Source organism: Cognatundibacterium rivi (assembly GCF_018139565.1).
GTDB lineage: Bacteria > Pseudomonadota > Gammaproteobacteria > Burkholderiales > Burkholderiaceae_D > Undibacterium > Undibacterium rivi.
The window spans coordinates 142,964-162,610 of record NZ_JAGSPK010000002.1 but is presented as its reverse complement, the minus strand read 5'-3'; the positions used below and the strand labels follow the sequence as shown (position 1 = coordinate 162,610).

The 19,647-nt window shown below is 49.5% G+C and carries 20 protein-coding genes; 5 read left to right on the top strand and 15 right to left on the bottom strand.

Annotation, left to right across the window (positions count from 1 at the left end):
• Positions 1-2: 2 nt before the first annotated feature.
• The 5 genes from KDM87_RS05085 to KDM87_RS05065 all read right to left on the bottom strand — a co-directional run bounded on the left by KDM87_RS05085 (position 3) and on the right by KDM87_RS05065 (position 5,990).
• Positions 3-1,307, bottom strand: coding sequence for a serine hydrolase domain-containing protein (locus KDM87_RS05085; RefSeq protein WP_212678082.1), 1,305 nt, complete (start codon positions 1,305-1,307; stop codon positions 3-5).
• A 145-nt stretch (positions 1,308-1,452) separates the two neighbouring features.
• Positions 1,453-1,917, bottom strand: a complete 465-nt coding sequence (locus tag KDM87_RS05080; protein WP_212678081.1) for a PaaI family thioesterase — start codon at positions 1,915-1,917, stop codon at positions 1,453-1,455.
• Positions 1,918-1,919: 2 nt separating this feature from the next.
• Entirely contained in the window at positions 1,920-2,711 is a 792-nt protein-coding gene (locus KDM87_RS05075; RefSeq protein WP_212678080.1) for an SDR family oxidoreductase, read from the bottom strand.
• 152 nt (positions 2,712-2,863) lie between these two features.
• Entirely contained in the window at positions 2,864-4,681 is a 1,818-nt protein-coding gene (locus KDM87_RS05070) for an acyl-CoA dehydrogenase (protein ID WP_212678079.1), read from the bottom strand.
• Between the two features lie 130 nt (positions 4,682-4,811).
• Complete coding sequence (locus tag KDM87_RS05065; protein WP_212678078.1) at positions 4,812-5,990, bottom strand: acetyl-CoA C-acyltransferase; 1,179 nt, start codon at positions 5,988-5,990, stop codon at positions 4,812-4,814.
• Positions 5,991-6,434: 444 nt separating this feature from the next.
• Between KDM87_RS05065 and KDM87_RS05060 the strand changes: the two genes are divergently transcribed.
• Complete coding sequence (locus KDM87_RS05060) at positions 6,435-8,099, top strand: MFS transporter (protein WP_212678077.1); 1,665 nt, start codon at positions 6,435-6,437, stop codon at positions 8,097-8,099.
• Positions 8,100-8,225: 126 nt separating this feature from the next.
• Here KDM87_RS05060 and KDM87_RS05055 read toward each other — a convergent pair whose 3' ends face one another.
• The 7 genes from KDM87_RS05055 to guaB are packed head-to-tail and all read right to left on the bottom strand — an operon-like array spanning position 8,226 to position 14,913.
• Positions 8,226-9,143, bottom strand: coding sequence for an LD-carboxypeptidase (locus KDM87_RS05055; RefSeq protein ID WP_212678076.1), 918 nt, complete (start codon positions 9,141-9,143; stop codon positions 8,226-8,228).
• A gap of 9 nt (positions 9,144-9,152) precedes the next feature.
• Positions 9,153-9,668 (bottom strand): tRNA adenosine(34) deaminase TadA, encoded by a 516-nt coding sequence (tadA, locus tag KDM87_RS05050; RefSeq protein WP_212678662.1) that lies wholly within the window; start codon positions 9,666-9,668, stop codon positions 9,153-9,155.
• 23 nt (positions 9,669-9,691) lie between these two features.
• Positions 9,692-10,135, bottom strand: coding sequence for a 6-carboxytetrahydropterin synthase QueD (gene queD / locus KDM87_RS05045; RefSeq protein WP_212678075.1), 444 nt, complete (start codon positions 10,133-10,135; stop codon positions 9,692-9,694).
• 7 nt (positions 10,136-10,142) lie between these two features.
• Entirely contained in the window at positions 10,143-10,778 is a 636-nt protein-coding gene (gene queE / locus KDM87_RS05040; protein ID WP_212678074.1) for a 7-carboxy-7-deazaguanine synthase, read from the bottom strand.
• A gap of 3 nt (positions 10,779-10,781) precedes the next feature.
• Positions 10,782-12,374, bottom strand: coding sequence for a glutamine-hydrolyzing GMP synthase (guaA, locus tag KDM87_RS05035; protein WP_212678073.1), 1,593 nt, complete (start codon positions 12,372-12,374; stop codon positions 10,782-10,784).
• A gap of 3 nt (positions 12,375-12,377) precedes the next feature.
• Positions 12,378-13,424: a GGDEF domain-containing protein gene (locus tag KDM87_RS05030; RefSeq protein WP_212678072.1), complete on the bottom strand. Its 1,047-nt coding sequence runs from the start codon at positions 13,422-13,424 to the stop codon at positions 12,378-12,380.
• Positions 13,425-13,452: 28 nt separating this feature from the next.
• The gene (gene guaB / locus KDM87_RS05025) at positions 13,453-14,913 is read right to left on the bottom strand and encodes an IMP dehydrogenase (protein WP_212678071.1); all 1,461 of its coding nucleotides are present in this window, start codon (positions 14,911-14,913) and stop codon (positions 13,453-13,455) included.
• Positions 14,914-15,018: 105 nt separating this feature from the next.
• Between guaB and KDM87_RS05020 the strand changes: the two genes are divergently transcribed.
• Positions 15,019-15,519 (top strand): DUF4124 domain-containing protein, encoded by a 501-nt coding sequence (locus tag KDM87_RS05020; RefSeq protein ID WP_212678070.1) that lies wholly within the window; start codon positions 15,019-15,021, stop codon positions 15,517-15,519.
• A 14-nt stretch (positions 15,520-15,533) separates the two neighbouring features.
• Here KDM87_RS05020 and KDM87_RS05015 read toward each other — a convergent pair whose 3' ends face one another.
• Together KDM87_RS05015 and KDM87_RS05010 are read right to left on the bottom strand one after the other, a co-directional pair.
• Positions 15,534-15,842 (bottom strand): RnfH family protein, encoded by a 309-nt coding sequence (locus KDM87_RS05015; protein ID WP_212678069.1) that lies wholly within the window; start codon positions 15,840-15,842, stop codon positions 15,534-15,536.
• Entirely contained in the window at positions 15,835-16,266 is a 432-nt protein-coding gene (locus tag KDM87_RS05010) for a type II toxin-antitoxin system RatA family toxin (protein WP_212678068.1), read from the bottom strand. The genes KDM87_RS05015 and KDM87_RS05010 overlap by 8 nt, the downstream gene beginning before the upstream one ends.
• A gap of 111 nt (positions 16,267-16,377) precedes the next feature.
• On the opposite strand from KDM87_RS05010, the gene smpB reads away from it, so the two are divergent.
• Positions 16,378-16,827, top strand: a complete 450-nt coding sequence (smpB, locus tag KDM87_RS05005; RefSeq protein WP_186885633.1) for an SsrA-binding protein SmpB — start codon at positions 16,378-16,380, stop codon at positions 16,825-16,827.
• A 27-nt stretch (positions 16,828-16,854) separates the two neighbouring features.
• On the opposite strand, the gene KDM87_RS05000 is transcribed toward smpB, so the two are convergent.
• Entirely contained in the window at positions 16,855-17,184 is a 330-nt protein-coding gene (locus KDM87_RS05000) for a hypothetical protein (RefSeq protein WP_212678067.1), read from the bottom strand.
• 246 nt (positions 17,185-17,430) lie between these two features.
• On the opposite strand from KDM87_RS05000, the gene ompR reads away from it, so the two are divergent.
• Entirely contained in the window at positions 17,431-18,201 is a 771-nt protein-coding gene (ompR, locus tag KDM87_RS04995) for an osmolarity response regulator transcription factor OmpR (RefSeq protein WP_186885495.1), read from the top strand.
• 18 nt (positions 18,202-18,219) lie between these two features.
• The gene (locus KDM87_RS04990) at positions 18,220-19,584 is read left to right on the top strand and encodes an ATP-binding protein (protein ID WP_212678066.1); all 1,365 of its coding nucleotides are present in this window, start codon (positions 18,220-18,222) and stop codon (positions 19,582-19,584) included.
• Positions 19,585-19,647 lie beyond the last annotated feature (63 nt).

Genomic DNA, 19,647 nt, shown 5'->3' with positions numbered 1-19,647 from the left:
TCTCACTTCATTAAATGATTAGCCAGCGCCTGAAACGCACGGTAAGTGACAGGGTCACTCGCGCCATTCGCAGCGATGGGATGGGATGAAAACTTGACGATGACCATTTCAGCCATCGGATCAATATAAATACGCTGGCCATGAATGCCGCGCGCTTCAAAGGTCTGATGGGTATTGTGTCCTACCCACCACATATTCCGGTAAGAATAACCGGGCAGCGTCTTGTAGCCAGCCAGCGCAAACTTTGCCGGATCACCGCCTTTGCGAATATCGGCCACCACTTCCTTAGGAATAATCTGCTGGCCGTTAAACTGACCGCCGTTGCGCATCATTTCACCGAAACGCGCCATATCGCGCAGGGTCAGATTCAGGCCGCCACCACCCTGCTCTGTACCCAGACTATCAACCGCAAAATAGGCATCGTTTTCTGTGCCCAGTTTTTGCCACAGACGTTCCGACATCAGTTCAGCTAAAGACTGACCGGACGCGCGGCGAACTATCCACGCCAGCACTTCTGCATTCACGGTCTTGTAAGCAAAGGCCTGATCGTGTTCGCCTTCTTTTTTCAGTTTGGTCAGAAAATCATAAAAATTCTTAGGCCCGCTGTAACCCGGTGCTGTCGGCAGCAAACCACCGGCGCGTGCGTAATCCCATATCTCGGCTTTCGGGTCTGCGTAATTTTCTGAATACTGCACACCGATCGTCATATCCATGACCTGGCGTACTGTTGCATCGGCATACGCACTATCCTTGAGTTCAGGAATATATTTCGTCACCGGATCAGCCGGATTGATTTTGCCTTCGGCTGCCAGCGTGGCCGCTAAAGTACCGACAAAAGATTTGGTGACTGACATCGCAATATGCGGCAAATATGGTTTGCTGATGCCGAAATATTTTTCGTAGATCACCTTGCCTTTATGCATGACCAACACGCTATCGGTGTAGGTATTGGCAAGCATATCCGCCCAGCGGATTTCGGTATTTTTTTCGCCTTTAAAACGCAGATCATCAAGCGGCTGCAATGCCTGCGGTAACACTGAAACATGCCCGGCACCATGCCAGACATTCGTGGTTGGCCCCAGCTCACGCGCATGTGAGAACGACCAGCGTGTACGCGGGAATTGATAGCTGCTGCCATTCGCAAACTGAACGAGTTTGTCCGGCGCGGGCGGGAAGCCCTGCATCCAGCCCAGTTTTTGCGGGTCGGTGGCAACTGGATCAGGTAAGCTGCTCTGGGCGATGGCGCTGCTGATACAGAGCCCGCCCAGTATCGTTGCCAGCGCGGTGGTGGTGAAAGTCTGCTGCATGTTGTCTCCTGTTTTTTTAGTTGGACTTGCAAGCACTGCTTTTACTTTGGGTATTGACTGAAATTCTGCGAGCCGTATGCGATCAGGTTTCTTTGCCCTGTATCGTGATGCTCACAATGTCTCTCTGACTCAGTCAGACAATGTGTTAATCGCTGCCATATAACTTCTTCATGTTTTCACCTGATTTAAGACGTCGCAGATATTTGAACGTTCCCATCGCCTTCGCAACGAGGCGGTCGCCATTCCAGACTTCGCCTTCGCAAAAACACATCGTCGTCGATTGATGAAACGCTTTACCACGTGCCTCGATACGGCCACCAGCAACGCCGCCCGGTTGCAGAAAACTGGTTTTCATTTCTACTGTGACGACCCCTTTCAGATCCTCATGCAATGAGCGCCCGGCCATCGCCATCACCACGTCCAGCATGGTCATGATGACGCCGCCGTGGGTGATCCGCCAGCTGTTCATGTGGAGTTCCGTCAGATCGAGCGACAGCCGCGCATGTCCGTCTTCCATTTCCAGAAACTCGACACCCAGATCATGCAAAAAAGGATTTAAGGTCTGGCTGGGCTGCTGCAATGGCTGCGCTGTTGAAGTTTCGCTGCTCATGCTTACACCGCCGACACACCGCCATCGACCGCCAGCGTCTGCCCGGTGATATGTTTGCCGGCATCCGTCGCAAACAACAGCGCAACGCCTTTCAGATCTTCGTCATCACCAATACGTTGCAAAGGCGCTTCTTTGGCGATTTTTTCTTCGCCCAGATGTTCGAGTAAACCCTTGGTCATTTTGGATGGGAAAAATCCCGGTGCAATCGCATTCACGGTAATGCCGTGGACACCCCATTCACCGGCCAGCGTGCGGGTGAAATTAATTACCGCCGCTTTCGAAGTGTTGTAGGCAATCGTCTGCATTGTTCCCGGCGCATTCCCTGCCAGACCGGCAATCGAAGCAACGTTGATAATCCGCCCTGATTTACGTGGAATCATGGAACGTTTACCGACCGCCTGCGACAGTAAAAAAATACTGCGGATATTCAGATTCATGACTTTATCCCAGGCATCCACCGGATAATCTTCGGCCGGTGCGCCCCAGGTGGCGCCAGCGTTATTGATCAGAATATCGATATGCCCAAGACGTTTTAATGCCTCATCCACCATCGGTGTCACTGCTTCTTCTTTAGATAAATCGGCAGCGATGGCGCTGGCCTGAATGCCACGGCTTTGCAAATGCACAACGGCTTCATCCAGATCGGATTGCTTGCGCGACGACAAAACAATGCTGGCACCCTGCTCACCCAGCGCTTCGGCCATTTGCAAACCCAGACCACGGGAACCACCTGTGATCAATGCGGTTTTGCCACTCAGATTAAATAATTGCTGAACTGTACGTGCTGTGCTCATCGGTCGTCTCCATTTATGTCGGATTTATATCGAACTTATGCCGAAATTTGTTCTGAAAAATGAGATAAAAAGAGGATAAATGGGGAGTATCCTTCAAAATCCCCTTTATCTCCTTATATTCATTAGGCTTTAAAATATACTCCCAGGGAGTATTAAAACCAGTTATCTTGCATGTCGTAGGTCGTTGTATCGATACTGGCGAGTAAATCCAGCTGTGGATGGACCTTCGGCAATTCCCACTGGAAGAAATATTTACACGCCTGCAGCTTACCGGCATAAAAGTCGGCATCGTGCGCATCCTCTTTATGCAGACTCAGCAATGCCTGCTCCAGCCATATCCACGCCAGCACGGTGTGACCAAAAGCTTCCAGATAGGCGGATGCATTTGCCAGTGTTTTATTGGTGTCGCCACAGGCATGCAATTGCTGCGTCACCTGCGCGAGACGCTGCAGCACCCGCGCCAGGGCTTTGTCATAAACCGCCAGCTCAGGATGTGCAGCGGCTTTCAACAGAGTTTTATGTATCTCGGTACCCAACGCTTCCAACGCCGCGCCATCCTGCATCACCACTTTGCGACCCAGCAAATCCAGTCCCTGAATACCGTGCGTTCCCTCATGAATCGGATTCAGACGGTTGTCGCGGTAAAACTGTTCGACATTGTATTCACGGGTATAGCCATAACCACCATGCACTTGTATCGCCAAATTATTCGCTTCCAGACACCATTGTGAAGGCCAGGATTTAGCAATCGGGGTCAGGATTTCCAGCAACAGACTGGCGTTTTTCCGCGCTTCCGCCGTGGTTCCTGTGCGCTCTTCATCAACCAAACGCGCGCAATACAAGGTCAATGCAAGACCACCTTCGACATACGATTTTTGCGCCAGCAACATGCGTTTCACATCGGTATGCTGAATGATAGGCAGTTGCGGTGCGGCTGGATCTTTGTTCAACGGCGCACGTCCCTGCGGACGATTGCGGGCGTAATCAAGCGCATGCAGGTAGCCGGTATAACCCAGCATCACCGCGCCAAGACCGACGCCGATACGAGCCTCGTTCATCATGTGGAACATGTTCGCGAGCCCACGATGCAAAGTGCCAACCAGGAAGCCAATCGCCCCGGCTTTGCCTTGCGGCTTGAACTTGCCTTCACCAAAATTCAGCAGACAATTCGTGGTGCCACGGTAACCCATTTTGTGATTCAGACCAGCCAGCACCACGTCATTTCGTTCACCCGGATTGCCTTGCTCGTCGAGCACAAATTTTGGAACGATAAATAAAGAAATACCTTTGACACCCGGAATCAGCTTGCCGTTTTCATCCGGCACTTTTGCCAGCACCAGATGCACAATATTTTCTGATAACTCATGTTCACCGGCAGAGATCCACATCTTGTTACCGGTCAGTCGGAAGCTGCCATCAGCCTGCGGCTCTGCACGGGTAACGATATCGGACAAGCTGGAACCGGCCTGCGGTTCAGACAGACACATGGTGCCGAAGAAACGCCCTTCCAGCATAGGTTTGACATACAACTCGATTTGTTCCGGCGTGCCGCATTTCAGCAAAGTATTCGCATTGCCTATCGTTAAAAATGGATAAGATGCGGTACCGACATTGGCGCCTTTGAAATACGCAAAGCCCGCTTTTTCAACCACGCACGGCAATTGCATACCGCCGAAATCAAAGTCCTGACCTGCGGCCAGCAAGCCCGCATCGCGAAACGCGTTCAGGGCAGTTTTGACTTCGGGAATCATGTGCACTTTTTCGCCATCGAAATGCGGCTCATTCTGGTCGCTTTTCTTGTTGTGGGTGGCAAATAAGTCGGTCGCGATTTGTTCGCAGGTATCTAGCGCTGCGCTGAAAGTTTCGCGGCTGTGTTCAGCAAAACGGGGGCGTTGATTGAGGGATTCGACATTCAGCCATTCATACAGCAAGAAATCGAGATCGCGGCGGGAGAGAATTTTGGATGACATGGCAGTTCCGGTGAAGTTTCGGAAAATGGTGATCAGACCTTGAATCAGACAGTTAGTAAGACCATAAGACAGTTCATGCAAGCCGGTGTCAACGACACGGGCTCACATGAACTACCAAGACCAGACTTTATCAGACGACTTCAAATAAGCCGGCTGCGCCTTGACCGCCGCCGATACACATCGTCACCACGACATACTTCACACCACGGCGTTTGCCTTCGATCAGGGCATGGCCTGTCAGACGCGCGCCGGACACACCGTAAGGATGGCCAACCGCAATCGCACCACCGTTCACATTCAGTCTGTCCATAGGAATGCCAAGCTTATCAGCGCAATACAAAACTTGTACCGCGAACGCTTCATTCAATTCCCACAGACCGATGTCTTCGACTTTTAATCCGGCTTTCTTTAACAGCTTAGGAATCGCAAACACTGGACCGATACCCATTTCATCCGGTTCGCAACCAGCGACAGCGAAACCACGGAAAATACCCAGCGGTTGCAAGCCTTTCGCCTCAGCGACTTTACTGTTCATGACGATAGCGACGGAAGCGCCATCGGAAAACTGACTCGCATTACCAGCAGAGATCACACCACCAGGAACCGCAGAACGGATTTTTGATACCGCTTCCAGCGTCGTATCTGCGCGAATACCTTCATCCGCCGCAATCGTGACTTCACGTGTCACCAGCATGCCGGTTGCTTTATCTGCGACACCCATCGTGGTCGTCATCGGTACGATTTCAGCGTTGAACAAGCCTGCGGCTTGCGCTGCAGCTGCGCGTAATTGACTTTGCACGCCGTATTCATCCTGACGTTCGCGAGAAATGTTGTAACGCTTGGCGACTGTTTCTGCGGTCTGCAACATCGGCCAGTAAACTTCTGGCTTGTGCTGTTTCAACCAGGGTTCGACCAGCATGTGCGTGTTCGCTTCGTTTTGTACGCAGGAAATAGACTCAACACCGCCCGCTGCATAAATATCACCTTCACCGGCAATAATGCGCTGCGCTGCCATCGCGATCGTTTGCAAACCGGACGAGCAAAAACGATTCACAGTCATGCCGCTGGTCGTTACCGGGCATCCAGCACGCAATGCGATCTGACGGGCGATATTGCTACCGGTCGCACCTTCAGGTGTCGCACACCCCATGACGACATCTTCCACTTCAGCTGAATCGATACCAGCACGAGATATCGCTGCGGCCAACACATGACCACCGAGAGTGGCGCCATGCGTCATATTAAATGCGCCTTTCCAGGACTTAGCTAAACCAGTGCGGGCGGTAGAAACAATAACTGCATCATTCATGGGGTGTCTCCTGTGAGTTGAATTTTAAGTAATTCTTGGTACTACTAAAAACTGACTACTGAAAAACTGATCTGCACAACCTGAGCAGGTAATGCACCTGCCAATGCCGCCTCGTTACCACATTTATCTCTGTGCACATCTCGCACATGAAGATGCAGCAATGCAGAGAAAAACGGAAGCGAAACAGATTGCTTGCGAAGCAGAATAGCATAATTTAGTACGACCGTTCGCAAAAATTTCAGCTTATTTTATTCCTCTTTTACCGGGGAAAATTTAGCAAAAAAATTTTCACTCTTGTAAGTTTCTGTAAGTTTGAAGAAAGCATGCCGTAAGTTTCAGCTTGCACACTCAAGTTGTGCAAAAAATGTCAGAAGTTCTATTTCCACCAATGACAGGCTTTGCCGACATACTTTATATATATAAAACATAAATCAGGAGACAAGCATGGCGACAGCACCTATTGCAACGTCAAGCGGAATGACAGCGGAAGAGCGCAAAGTAATTTTTGCATCTTCTCTGGGGACCGTTTTTGAATGGTATGACTTTTATCTGTATGGCTCACTGGCAGCCATCATTGCTAAGCAATTCTTTGCTGGCACCGATCCTAACACTGCGTTCATTTTTGCCTTGCTGGCATTTGCTGCTGGCTTCATCGTCCGCCCTTTCGGCGCGTTGGTATTCGGTCGCCTCGGCGACATGATCGGCCGTAAATACACTTTCCTGGTCACGATTCTGATCATGGGCGGTTCCACTTTCTGCGTCGGTCTGCTGCCAGGCTACGCGAGTTGGGGCATTGTTTCACCGATTATTCTGGTCTCTTTGCGTATTCTGCAAGGTCTGGCTCTCGGTGGTGAATACGGCGGTGCGGCAACCTACGTTGCAGAACATGCTCCGCATGACAAGCGCGGTGCTTACACTGCATGGATACAAACCACTGCAACACTGGGCTTGTTTTTGTCATTGATGGTGATTCTCGGTACTCGTCAGGCAATCGGCGAAGAAGAATTCTCATCCTGGGGCTGGCGCGTTCCGTTCCTGGTATCTGTGTTCCTGCTGGCGATTTCCGTCTGGATTCGCTTGTCTATGAACGAGTCACCAGCATTCGCGAAAATGAAGGCTGAAGGCAAAACATCAAAAGCACCACTGACAGAATCTTTCGGCCAATGGAAAAACCTGAAAATCGTTATTCTGGCTCTGGTTGGTCTGACAGCGGGTCAGGCAGTGGTCTGGTACACAGGTCAGTTCTATGCACTGTTCTTCCTGCAACAAACATTGAAGGTCGATGGTGCTACAGCGAATCTGCTGATCGCCGCATCGCTCGTGATCGGTACACCGTTCTTTATCGTGTTCGGTTCACTGTCCGATAAAATTGGCCGCAAGCCTATCATTCTTGCTGGTTGCCTGATTGCTGCAGTAACTTACTTCCCGATTTTCAACGCACTGACACACTATGCAAATCCAGCATTGGAATCTGCATTGAAAAATGCGCCAGTGGTTGTGACTGCTGATCCTGCTGATTGCCAATTCCAGTTCAACCCGACAGGCACGAAGAAATTCACTTCTTCCTGCGACATCGTGAAAGCAAAATTGGCTGCAGCATCGGTCAACTACTCGAATGAAGTTGCGCCAGCTGGCACAGTTGCATCCGTTAAAGTCGGCGATAAAGTCATCACTTCTTTCAATGCAACAAGTTTGCCAAAAGAAGAAGCAGCAGCAAAAGACAAAGCATTCTCGAAAGAACTGGCTGATGCGATCAAAGCTGCTGGCTACCCAGCAAAAGCTGATCCAAAACAAATCGATAAGCCTATGGTCTTGGTATTGCTGGTCATCCTGGTGATCTATGTGACGATGGTCTATGGCCCTATCGCAGCGATGCTGGTAGAAATGTTCCCAACTCGCATCCGCTACACATCCATGTCCTTGCCTTACCATATCGGTAACGGCTGGTTTGGTGGTTTGCTGCCAACAACTGCGTTTGCACTGGTGGCATTCAAAGGCGATATTTACTATGGTCTCTGGTACCCGATCGTGATTGCATTGATGACGTTTGTCATTGGAGCCTTGTTCATCAAGGAAACCAAAGATAACGATATTTACGCTGACGATTAAGTCTCAAAACGGGCAAGTAATTGCGCGATAACCTACCGGTAAAAAGAGAAAGCCGCCCAATAATCTGGGCGGCTTTTTTATTCGGTCGCGGCTTATTCTGGTAGCACGCAGCACTCGCACAAAAAATTAAAACTGATAATCCATCATGAGTTGCGCCTGCTGATCAGCCGTTTTTAATGTCGCAGCACTGCCGACAACCAGACTTGCGCGATCAGGAATATGGCCGAAAGGTAAGCCTGTAATGATAGGTACATCGACGACGCTACGCACATAATTGAGCATCTCGGAAAAATCATAACCACGATCATGTGCTGCCAGTTGGTAGCCGGAAAAATTACCTAATACAATGGCTTTTTGCTTTTCAAGAATACCTGCAAAATGCATTTGTAATAGCATGCGCTCTACCCGGTATGGATGTTCGCCTATATCTTCGAGGAACAATATTCCATCTTCCAGTGCTGTCCAGTATGGCGTCCCTATAATATGCGTTAGCATCGCCAGATTCCCACCCCACAAACGCCCCTGCACTTCCATTGCCGTCGTCTCTGCACAAGAAAATTCGACTTGATGATGTTGATGAGAAATGCAGTGGATGAATTGCGATAAGGTATATTCCGACAGCGTGTCACTGGTGAAATCGCCATACAGCATAGGCCCGGCAATACTGAGTCTTCCACGCGCCAGCATAGCCTGATGCATTAAGGTGAAATCGCTGTAACCGACAAACACCTTGCCGCTATTCGCCAGCAAATCGAAGTCCAGATGCGGCAACAGCCGTGAAAAACCATAGCTGCCACGCAACGCCATCACGATACTGACATCAGGATTGCTTGCCGCCGCGTGCAACTGGGCGACACGCTGTTCATTACTGGCACCGAACCGTTGAAATCGTTGTTCTGGCTGGTAATAACTCTGCACCGCAAAACCTTGTTGCCGCAAAATGTCGATCCCACGGACAACTGCCGCCTCATCGAGTGGCGCACCACTCGGTGCAACGATCGCAATACCAACAGGTGTTTTTAATGCAGGGAGTGAGATTTGCATGGAAATCCGTTATTCAGGGAGTGAGGATGAAACGGCCGCCCTTGCCTGTAATTTCTGAGCGGCTGCGGCCTGACGGCGACTGGCAAAAAAATCCTTCAACAGTGCCGCACATTCGTCAGCGAGCACGCCGGGCGTCACTTGCGTGTGATGGTTTAACTGCGTCTGATCAAAAATATTCAATAAAGACCCAGCGACACCGGTTTTAGGATCCGGCGCGGCAAAAATCACGCGCGATAATCTCGCATGCATCATCGCACCAGCACACATCACGCAAGGCTCCAAAGTGACGTATAGCTCGCATCCGGGCAAGCGGTAATTGCCAAGTGCCTCTGCGGCAGCGCGCAGAGCCATAATTTCAGCATGCGCGGTCGGGTCGTGATCCACAATCGGACGATTGTAGCCGGTCGCGATCACCACGCCCTCTTTTACCACCACCGCTCCAACCGGGACTTCTCCCGCCGCCCATGCGAGCTTCGCCTGCTCGTAAGCCAGACGCATAAATGCAATATCCGACTCGGCTTGCATGGTCGTCAACGCATCCGTCACAATCAGCCGTCTATCTCTGCCCAGCAATTAGGCGTTTCGTACAGAGTCACTTTGGTCAGTTTCAGACTGCGACCATAACGATCATGGTAGACATCTTTGAGAATATCAAAAGCAATCTTCGCGAGGTTTTCAACGGTAGGAACGCGATCAATCACGACTGTTTTATGATCGGGAAGCTGCGCAAGAAAATTCTTAATCACGTGATCGTTTTCATAAACGATAAAGGAATGATCCCACAGGCCCACCAGGTGCTGATTTGCCAGTGCCTTGATATCGCCAAAATCCATAATCATGCCGTTATCGGACTCACCGTCCTGTTGCACCACATCGCCAGTCAGCGTGATTTGCAAAGTATAGCGGTGACCGTGCAAATTACGACACTGGCTGCTGTGATCGGGAATACGATGACCTGCATCGAATTCCATTTTTCGGGTAATCGTTAACATGTAAAACTTAAGGAATTTGTAGGAGTTTATGTGTCTGCAAACTCAGCTTCCACTGCGGATGCTGCTTGCAGAAATCTATCGCGCGACGCAGATTATCGTCTCTTAACGGGCCATCCATTGCTTGCACGAAGTAATGTTCAAAATCAAGATTGGCGTATGTCGTCATGTCTTGCCCGATTTGCGGAATCACGACCTTGATTTCATTGCCCTGACGAACCACCAGTTCAGATCCCATTTTAGGGCTCACGCAAACCCAGTCAACACCAGCTGGCACAGGTAAAGTGCCATTTGTTTCAATCGCGATTTCAAAGCCAACCGCGTGCATCGCAGCGATCAGTTCTGTATCCAGTTGCAATAAAGGTTCGCCGCCAGTGAAGACCACGTATTTATTATCAGGGTAAGACAGCGGCCACAAGGTGTTGATCGCTTGCGCCAGCTCCTGTGCAGTTTTGAACTTGCCGCCACCTTCGCCGTCAATGCCGACAAAATCCGTATCGCAAAACTGACAAACCGCTGATGCGCGATCTTCTTCCCTGCCCGTCCATAAATTGCAACCGGAAAAACGGCAAAACACTGCTGGGCGACCGGCATGATTGCCTTCGCCCTGCAGCGTATAAAAGATCTCTTTGACGCTATAGGTCACGTCTTATTCCCACTCAATTGTTGCTGGTGGTTTACCGGAAATATCGTAAACCACGCGGTTGATGCCACGCACTTCATTAATAATCCGGTTAGAAACCTTGCCCAATAACTCATGTGGCAGATGTGCCCAGTGTGCCGTCATGAAATCCTGAGTCTGTACTGCACGTAGCGCGACCACGTAATCGTAAGTGCGGCCATCGCCCATCACGCCTACGGATTTTACCGGCAGGAAAACCGCGAATGCCTGGCTAGTCGCGTCATACCAACTGACTGGTTTTTCAGCGTTTGGATCAACGAAGTTCGTGCGCAATTCCTCGATAAAAATAGCGTCGGCTTTACGCAGTAAATCGGCAAATTCTTTTTTAACTTCTCCAAGAATACGCACACCAAGACCAGGCCCTGGGAATGGATGACGATAGACCATGCCATGCGGCAGACCCAGTGCCACACCAAGCTTACGGACTTCGTCTTTGAACAGTTCGCGCAGTGGCTCCAGCAATTTCAGGTTCAGTGTATCTGGCAAACCGCCGACGTTATGGTGGCTCTTGATGGTATGTGAACCCTTTTTACCTTTACCGGCGCTTTCGATGACATCAGGATAAATCGTGCCTTGCGCCAGCCATTTGGCATTGCTCAGTTTGGCTGATTCTGCCTGGAACACCTCAACGAATTCACGACCAATAATTTTGCGTTTTGCTTCAGGATCAGTAACGCCATTCAAATGCCCCATAAATTGGGCAGTTGCATCGACGTGAATCACTTTGACGCCAAGGTTTTTGGCGAACATATCCATCACCATTTTGCCTTCATCGAGACGCAGCAGGCCGTGATCGACAAACACGCAAGTCAGCTGATCACCGATTGCGCGATGGATCAATGCAGCAGCAACGCTGCTGTCTACACCACCGGACAAGCCGAGAATAACTTCATCGCTGCCAACCTGTGCACGGATTGCAGCCACAGCTTCGGCGATGTAATCCGGCATATTCCAGTCAGATTTACAGCCGCAGATCTCATGTACAAAACGGCCAATGATTGCCTCACCTTGCACCGTGTGGGTGACTTCCGGATGGAACTGGACGGCGTAGAAACGGCGCTCTTCATCCGCCATCGCCGCAATCGGGCAATTATCGGTGGATGCCATCAGTTTGAAGCCCGGTGGCATTTCATTGACTTTATCGCCGTGACTCATCCAAACCTTCAGCATGCCGTGGCCTTCAGGCGTCACGAAATCATTGATGCCATTTAACAATGCTGTATGGCTGCGGGCACGGACTTCAGCATAGCCAAATTCACGCACGAGACCATTTTCTACTTTGCCGCCAAGTTGCTCTGCCATGGTCTGCATACCGTAGCAAATACCCAGTACTGGTACACCCGCGTCGAATACTGCCATCGGCGCGCGTGGCGTATCGCCTTCGGTCACACTGCTCGGTCCGCCCGACAAAATGATGCCAGCAGCGCCGTAATTGCGGATAAATTCATCACTGACATCGTAAGGGTGAACTTCAGAAAATACACCGGCATCACGAACACGGCGGGCGATCAATTGAGTGACTTGGGAGCCAAAGTCGAGAATAAGAATTTTTGAGTGCATAAATCAAATCATCATGTCAGGTTGCCCGGGCATAGCCTGTACAACAGTATTGTTTCCCACCCTCTTTGCAGAGAGCAGGGCTTTTTCAGCTAAGCTGATTAATATTTCCGGATCCGCATCAGGGTACACATCTGTCGATGCCAATCCAACGCAAACTGTCAATGCAACTTCTGCGTTTTCTATCCATTCAGAATGCATCATGACTGACAGTCTGATTCTTTCCGCAACTGCCATCACGACCAAACGCGATGCGCCAGGCAACACTATCAGGAATTGGTCATTATCAAACCGCCCTAAAGCATCAAATGGACGGATACAAGAACGAATACGGCTCACCATTCGTACCAATATCTGATCAGTCAGAACCATGCCATGCTTTACCCGTAATTCAGCAATCTGATCCGGAAGCAAAAACAACAAGGACATTGGTTTACCAGCCTTAGCACAGCGTTCCATCTCAAGACGCAATGATCTTACGATGGCAGGCTTGTTCCAGGTGCCAAGCAAGGGATCAACTAAGGTATCCCGCTTTAAGCGCCGGTTCTGCTTCATCAGTTCAAGCTGATTCTGGCAAACCGCGCTCAACGCCAATTCCCGCTCGACCATAATCGCGAGATCAGCCAACAACAAGCGCTGCTCGTCATTAAAAACGTGTGACTGATAATCCAGTAAACGCAAACACGCCACCAGTTTGCCATCCTGACCGTAGACAGGAAACGAAGCAAAAAAACGGATCATTGGTGGGCCAGCGACAAAGCGGTGTTGCCCGAATTCGGCATCAGCACTAAGGTCAGACAAAACCAACACTTCGTCGCTTAATGGAAACTCGTCAGAAAACGCAGCTTCCATTTCAGTGATCGAGCGCTCAGTCAGACCGGAACGACCAACAACGCGGCCAAATGTCACAAAACAATTGGCAACACCAAACAGCCCCATGCCCACACGCTCAAAGCGGGCAATTTTTGCTTCAAATTTTTCAGCTAATATTTTGCTGAAACCAGAATTAACCTGAAGCGTTGTCAAACCAAAATCTGTCGAATTCAAAGACATGCAACACCCCAGGCGTATCGTTCAGATATTAATCGGCGCGATAATTCGGAGCTTCTTTCGTAATCTGCACGTCATGCACATGCGACTCACGCATACCGGCAGAAGTGATTTCAACAAACTCAGCTTTCGTCCGAAGGTCTTCAATCGTCGCGCAACCGCAATATCCCATCGACGAACGAACACCACCGACCAGTTGATACAAAATCGCCAGCACACTGCCTTTATAAGCAACACGTCCTTCAATACCTTCCGGCACCAGTTTATCTGCATTATTTGCCGCATCCTGGAAATACCGATCAGCAGAGCCATCCGCCATCGCGCCCAGACTGCCCATGCCACGATAAGATTTATAGCTACGCCCCTGAAACAGAATCACTTCACCCGGTGCCTCTTCTGTACCAGCGAACATACTACCCATCATCACGGTTGACGCACCTGCCGCCAATGCTTTGGATACATCGCCAGAGAAGCGAACACCACCGTCTGCGATACAGGGCACGCCTGTTCCTTTGAGTGCATTTGCCACATTCGCAATCGCTGTAATTTGTGGCACACCAACACCAGCAACGATACGCGTTGTGCAAATAGAGCCAGGGCCTATACCCACTTTAACCGCATCGGCACCGTGTTCAACCAGCGCCAGCGCTGCAGCAGCCGTTGCGATATTGCCACCGATAACTTCAATATGCGGGTAATTGTCTTTCACCCAGCGAACACGATCCAGCACACCTTTAGAATGACCGTGTGCCGTATCGACCACAATCACATCCACACCAGCTTTAGCCAGCAGATCGATGCGTTCTTCGTTATCAACCCCAACGCCAACCGCTGCGCCCACGCGCAATTTTCCATGCTCATCTTTCGATGCAAATGGATGTTCTGTCGACTTCTGAATGTCTTTAACGGTAATCAGGCCACGCAACTCGAAAGCGTCATTCACAACTAAAACGCGTTCGAGGCGATGTTTATTCATCAAACGTTTTGCTTCCGCCAGGTCAGCCGTCTCATTGACGTACACGAGCTTTTCACGCGGAGTCATTTTGGTGCGAGCTTCCGCATCCAACTCCTGTTCAAAACGCAGATCGCGGTTAGTGATAATACCAACGACAACTTTACCTTCAACGACAGGAAAGCCACTGATACCGTGTTGCTGAGACAGGGCAATCACTTCTCGGATTTTCATACCAGGCGGAATCGTGATCGGGTCACGCAATACACCGGACTCAAAACGTTTCACCTTCGCCACTTCACGCGCTTGCTCTTTGGCGGTCAGGTTTTTATGGATGATACCAATACCGCCCTCCTGCGCCATGGCAATTGCCAGTCTGGCTTCAGTAACGGTATCCATCGCAGCAGAAACCAACGGTATATTCAAATGAATATTACGCGTCAATTTAGTCGCAAGAGAGGTATCTTTCGGGAGAATGTCCGAATATGCCGGAACGAGGAGCACGTCATCGAACGTGAGTGCTTTTTGAAGTAAACGCATACTATTTCCTATAGGCGCAAAAGCGAATTATACAGAAAACTTGCGAAGTAGTCTCGCTACGTGTAAAACTCTTGCATCTTTTGCCCTCTTTGAAAGAACGATTTCATGTTAAAACTCAAGCTTACCAGTGGATTTATCATTGCCACGCTCACCTGCGCAAGCGCTTTTGCTCAATATATATGGGTGGATGAAAAGGGCAATAAACAGTTTTCTGACACACCGCCTCCGGCATCAACCCCAAAAAACCGTATCATCAAATCACCTGGGCTGTCAGCAGCAAAACCAACAGAATCCAGCGACGTTGCGAGCGCATCAAAAGACGCTGCAAATGCACAGCAAAAACCGATGACAACATCAGCGAGAAACGAAGATTTTAATAAACGCCGTGCTGAACAAGCTGAAAAAGACAAGAAAGCAAGTGAGGATCAACAGGCTAATGCTGATAAACAGAAAAATTGTGAGCGCGCAAGGTCGTATCAGAAAGTTCTGGAATCGGGACAACGGGTAGCGACTACCGATAAAAACGGTGAGCGCAATTACCTGTCAGATTCACAGCGGGAAAAAGAATCTGCGGATGTCAAAAAAGCGCTGGCTGGCTGCCAGTAATTTTAGTAATAGCGTTACACCGCCAATTTTTGCTGTTTCTGCGCGCGCCGCCGCCTTGCCTCCATAGGATCGGCAAGCAAGGGGCGATAGATTTCCACCCTGTCGCCCGCATGCAGAACCGCACTTTCATCTTTTAGTTTGCCGTAGACCCCTAATTTGAGGGTATTCAGATTCAGATTCAGTTCAGGATGTAGTTCCAAAATACCACTGGAATCAATCGCCTGACGAACACTGGCGCCAAGCGGTACACTGACATCCAGCAAACTGACAGCATCACCGGATGAATAGCAAACCTGCACCTGAATTTTTTTTTCATCAGGCATAAATCGCCTCTGCTCTGGAGCAAAATGAATCAACAAAACTATTTGCAATCTTGCTGAATACCGGACCAATCAAATGTTCCAGCAACTTACTGGAAAAATCATAATTGAGGTCAAACTCGATCTTGCAGGCATCAGGGCGCAATTCAGTAAACTTCCAGCCGCCAGTCAGTTGCTTAAACGGACCATCAACTAGATTCATCTGCATAGAATGCGGCGGTTGATTAATGTTTTTCGTCGTAAAGCTTTGCTTGATGCCATGAAAGTTAATAGCAAGGGTTGCAATCAGATTCGTTTCTGATCTCTCCGCCACCTTAACTCCGCCACACCAGGGCAAAAATTCAGGGTATTTTTCAACCTGCTCTACCAGCGCAAACATCTGAGCGGCGCTGTATCCGATAAAAACTGTTTTATGTACGACTGCCATCTAAAGAAACCATTTGGTAGAATCACAGGTTCGCATTTTAACCGAGTCGCCACCGTATCGAAATTATCATAAGAAATTTTGAAACGGCAAGATAACCAATTTCCTTATTACATGAGTATTGCTGATAACAAAAAAGCCTTCCACGATTACTTTATCGAGGAACAATTCGAAGCAGGTGTGGTGTTGCAGGGCTGGGAAGTCAAAGCAATCCGCGCCGGACGTCTTCAATTAAAAGAAGCATACGTGATTGTGCGTAATGGTGAGATTTTTCTGTTTGGCGCACATATCGGTGCACTGCCAACCGCCTCAACTCACATACATCCCGACTCGGTGCGGACACGCAAATTGCTGCTGAACAAAGCAGAGATCAGCAAACTCATCGGCAAGGTCGAACGTTCTGGCTATACGATGGTGCCGCTCAACATGCACTTTAGCAATGGCAGAATCAAATGTCAGATCGGGCTTGCCAAAGGTAAAAAACAACACGACAAGCGAGAATCAGAAAAAGAAAAAGACTGGCAGCGTGAACAGCAAAAGATAATGAAACAACACCGCCGTTAATATCGGCACAAGATTTTTTCTTACTTGTTATTTGGCGGCATCAAATTCTTGTTCAACGTCACGGATTTGGCTGCGCAGTACCTTTCGTTCGTCCACGCTGAGCTTGTTTTTCTTTACATCAGCCAAAGGACTTTCACAGGAGGACGTCGCGGACACTTTTTTATGGCCGCAGTTTTTGTGTTTGTCCGTCGTCGCAGATAAAGAAACATCTGCAACACTGGCTTGTGTATGCTTTCCAGCGGCAAATCCAGAAGTCGGATTTGCAACTCCGGAACCAGGCGAAGGTATTGCAACCACGGAGCCTATCGACATCAGCACCAGCAAGGTGGCAAAAAATATAGCGAGAGCTTTATTCATTCACTGTTTTCAGTTTTTGCAGCATAGAATTTTATAGATACCACCATTTTTCGTATCAGGCGCTTGCTCCAGTCAACTCTAACGACGGCAAAAAACAGAAAACGCATGACCAATGATCAGATTGTCATCGCAGTTTAATTTAATTACATTGTTATTCCTCTCCCGTAGAAGTAAAGTATGTAACTCTTTGTAATCCTCTCTGCCTGACTGTTCCCAGGCGGTAACGATGCCAGTACCATTACAGACATGACAAACCTTCAAACACCTACAGAGAACACTCCGACTCCCGCCAACAACGCTCCGAAAGCAAAAATTCTGGTTGTGGATGACGACTTACGACTCCGCGAACTGTTGCGGCGTTACCTGACCGAACAAGGTTTTCATGTTGTCGGCGCAGAGAATGCGCAGACCATGAATAAACTTTGGATGCGTGAACGCTACGACATGCTGGTACTGGATTTAATGCTGCCGGGCGAAGACGGTCTCGCCATTTGCCGTCGGCTGCGCGGTGCAGGCGACAAAACGCCTATCATCATGCTGACGGCGAAAAGTGAGGAAGTGGACAGGATTATCGGCCTGGAAATGGGAGCCGACGACTATCTGCCGAAGCCATTCAATCCACGTGAACTGGTTGCCCGCATCAATGCCGTGTTACGTCGCAAAGTCCCGGATGAATTGCCAGGAGCACCTTCCGATGGACCGCAGACATTTGCTTTCGGCGATTTTGTTCTGGATCTCGGCACTCGCACACTGAGAAAAAACAACGAAGCCATTTCACTGACGACTGGCGAATTCTCCGTACTCAAAGTCTTTGCCCGTCATGCACGCCAACCATTATCTCGTGAAAAACTGATGGAACTGGCACGTGGCCGCGAATATGAAGTATTTGACCGCAGCCTGGATGTACAGATTTCACGTCTGAGAAAACTGATAGAACCAGATCCATCCAACCCTTTATACATCCAGACTGTATGGGGACTCGGTTACGTCTTCATTCCGGAAGCAAGCAAGGAATAGCGTTCCCGCTGAAGACGTATGCGCTCATATTTGAATAGTCTCGAATGGCTGCGCAGCGGTCTTTTCTGGCGTACATTTTTTTTACTGGCCATCCTTGTGATGGCCAGTATGATGATATGGTTCGTCAGTTTCAAGACCCTTGAACGAACACCGCGCGCTCAGCAACTGACGGCACAAATCACTTCCATCGTCACGATTACGCGCGCTGCACTGACACATTCTGCGCCTGAAAAACGCAAAGAGCTTTTGCTCGATCTGGCGCATAGCGAGGGAATACGGATTTATCTACGGAATGATGCCGACACCCTGGAGAAACTTGAGCCCACCGTTTTTCTGACCGAATTCAGTGAAATGATGAAAACACAGCTGGGCAAAGAAACCCGTTTCGCCCGCTCGGTGAATGGTAACAGCGGATTCTGGATCAGTCTGGAGATCGAGGGCGACCATTACTGGCTGCGGCTGGATGAAGACCGGCTGGAGCCACCAACAACCTTACCAGTACTCAGCTGGATCACCGCCACCTTGTTGATTACACTGCTGGGTGCAGCAGTGATTTCTAAATTCATTAACGATCCACTTTCCCGCCTGAGTAATGCGGCACGCTTACTCGCCCAGGGTAAGCAGGCACCGGCCCTACCTGAACGTGGACCGAAAGAAATTCGCGAAACCAATGCCAGCTTTAATAACATGGTGGCGGATCTGGCCAGAATCGATGCCGACCGCACCATCATTCTGGCCGGGATTTCACATGATTTGCGTACACCGCTCGCGCGTATGCAACTCGAAGTGGAAATGGCAGATCTGGACGAGCAGGCGCGATCCGGCATGCAATCAGATCTGTCGCAAATGGACGCAATCATCAATCAATTCCTTGATTATGCGAAACCAATCGACAGTCTTCGTTTTGATAAAGTAAATATCAGTGAACTCCTGAAACAAGTGATTCAGGAGTATTCGCGGGTGAACTACCTTCACCTGCATTCAGCGATTGCAACAGACATGTATATTTCGGGAAATGCGACAGAACTCAGGCGACTGTTCAGCAACCTGATTGAAAACTCCTGCCGTTACGGCAAAAATCCCGACAAACTCAACACCGTTGTAGAAATTCAATGCAGCTACAAAACTAAAGGGAAAAAACAAGGTGTATTGATCAGTTTCCGGGATTACGGTGAAGGCGCCCCGAGCGACGATGATATCGGACGTCTGCTGAAACCCTTTACTCGCGCCGATGTCTCACGCAGTCAGGCAAACGGCTCAGGTCTCGGTCTGGCGATTGTCGATCGCATAGTCCGCCGCCATCGTGGCAGATTACGGATTTATAATCATGAGCACAAAGGCTTTGTTGCCGTCATGATATTTCCAGAAATGAAGTTCAAATAAAAAATCCCGGCTATATTACAAATAATCGCCGGGATTTTTTATTTATTTACTACACAAGCGTTG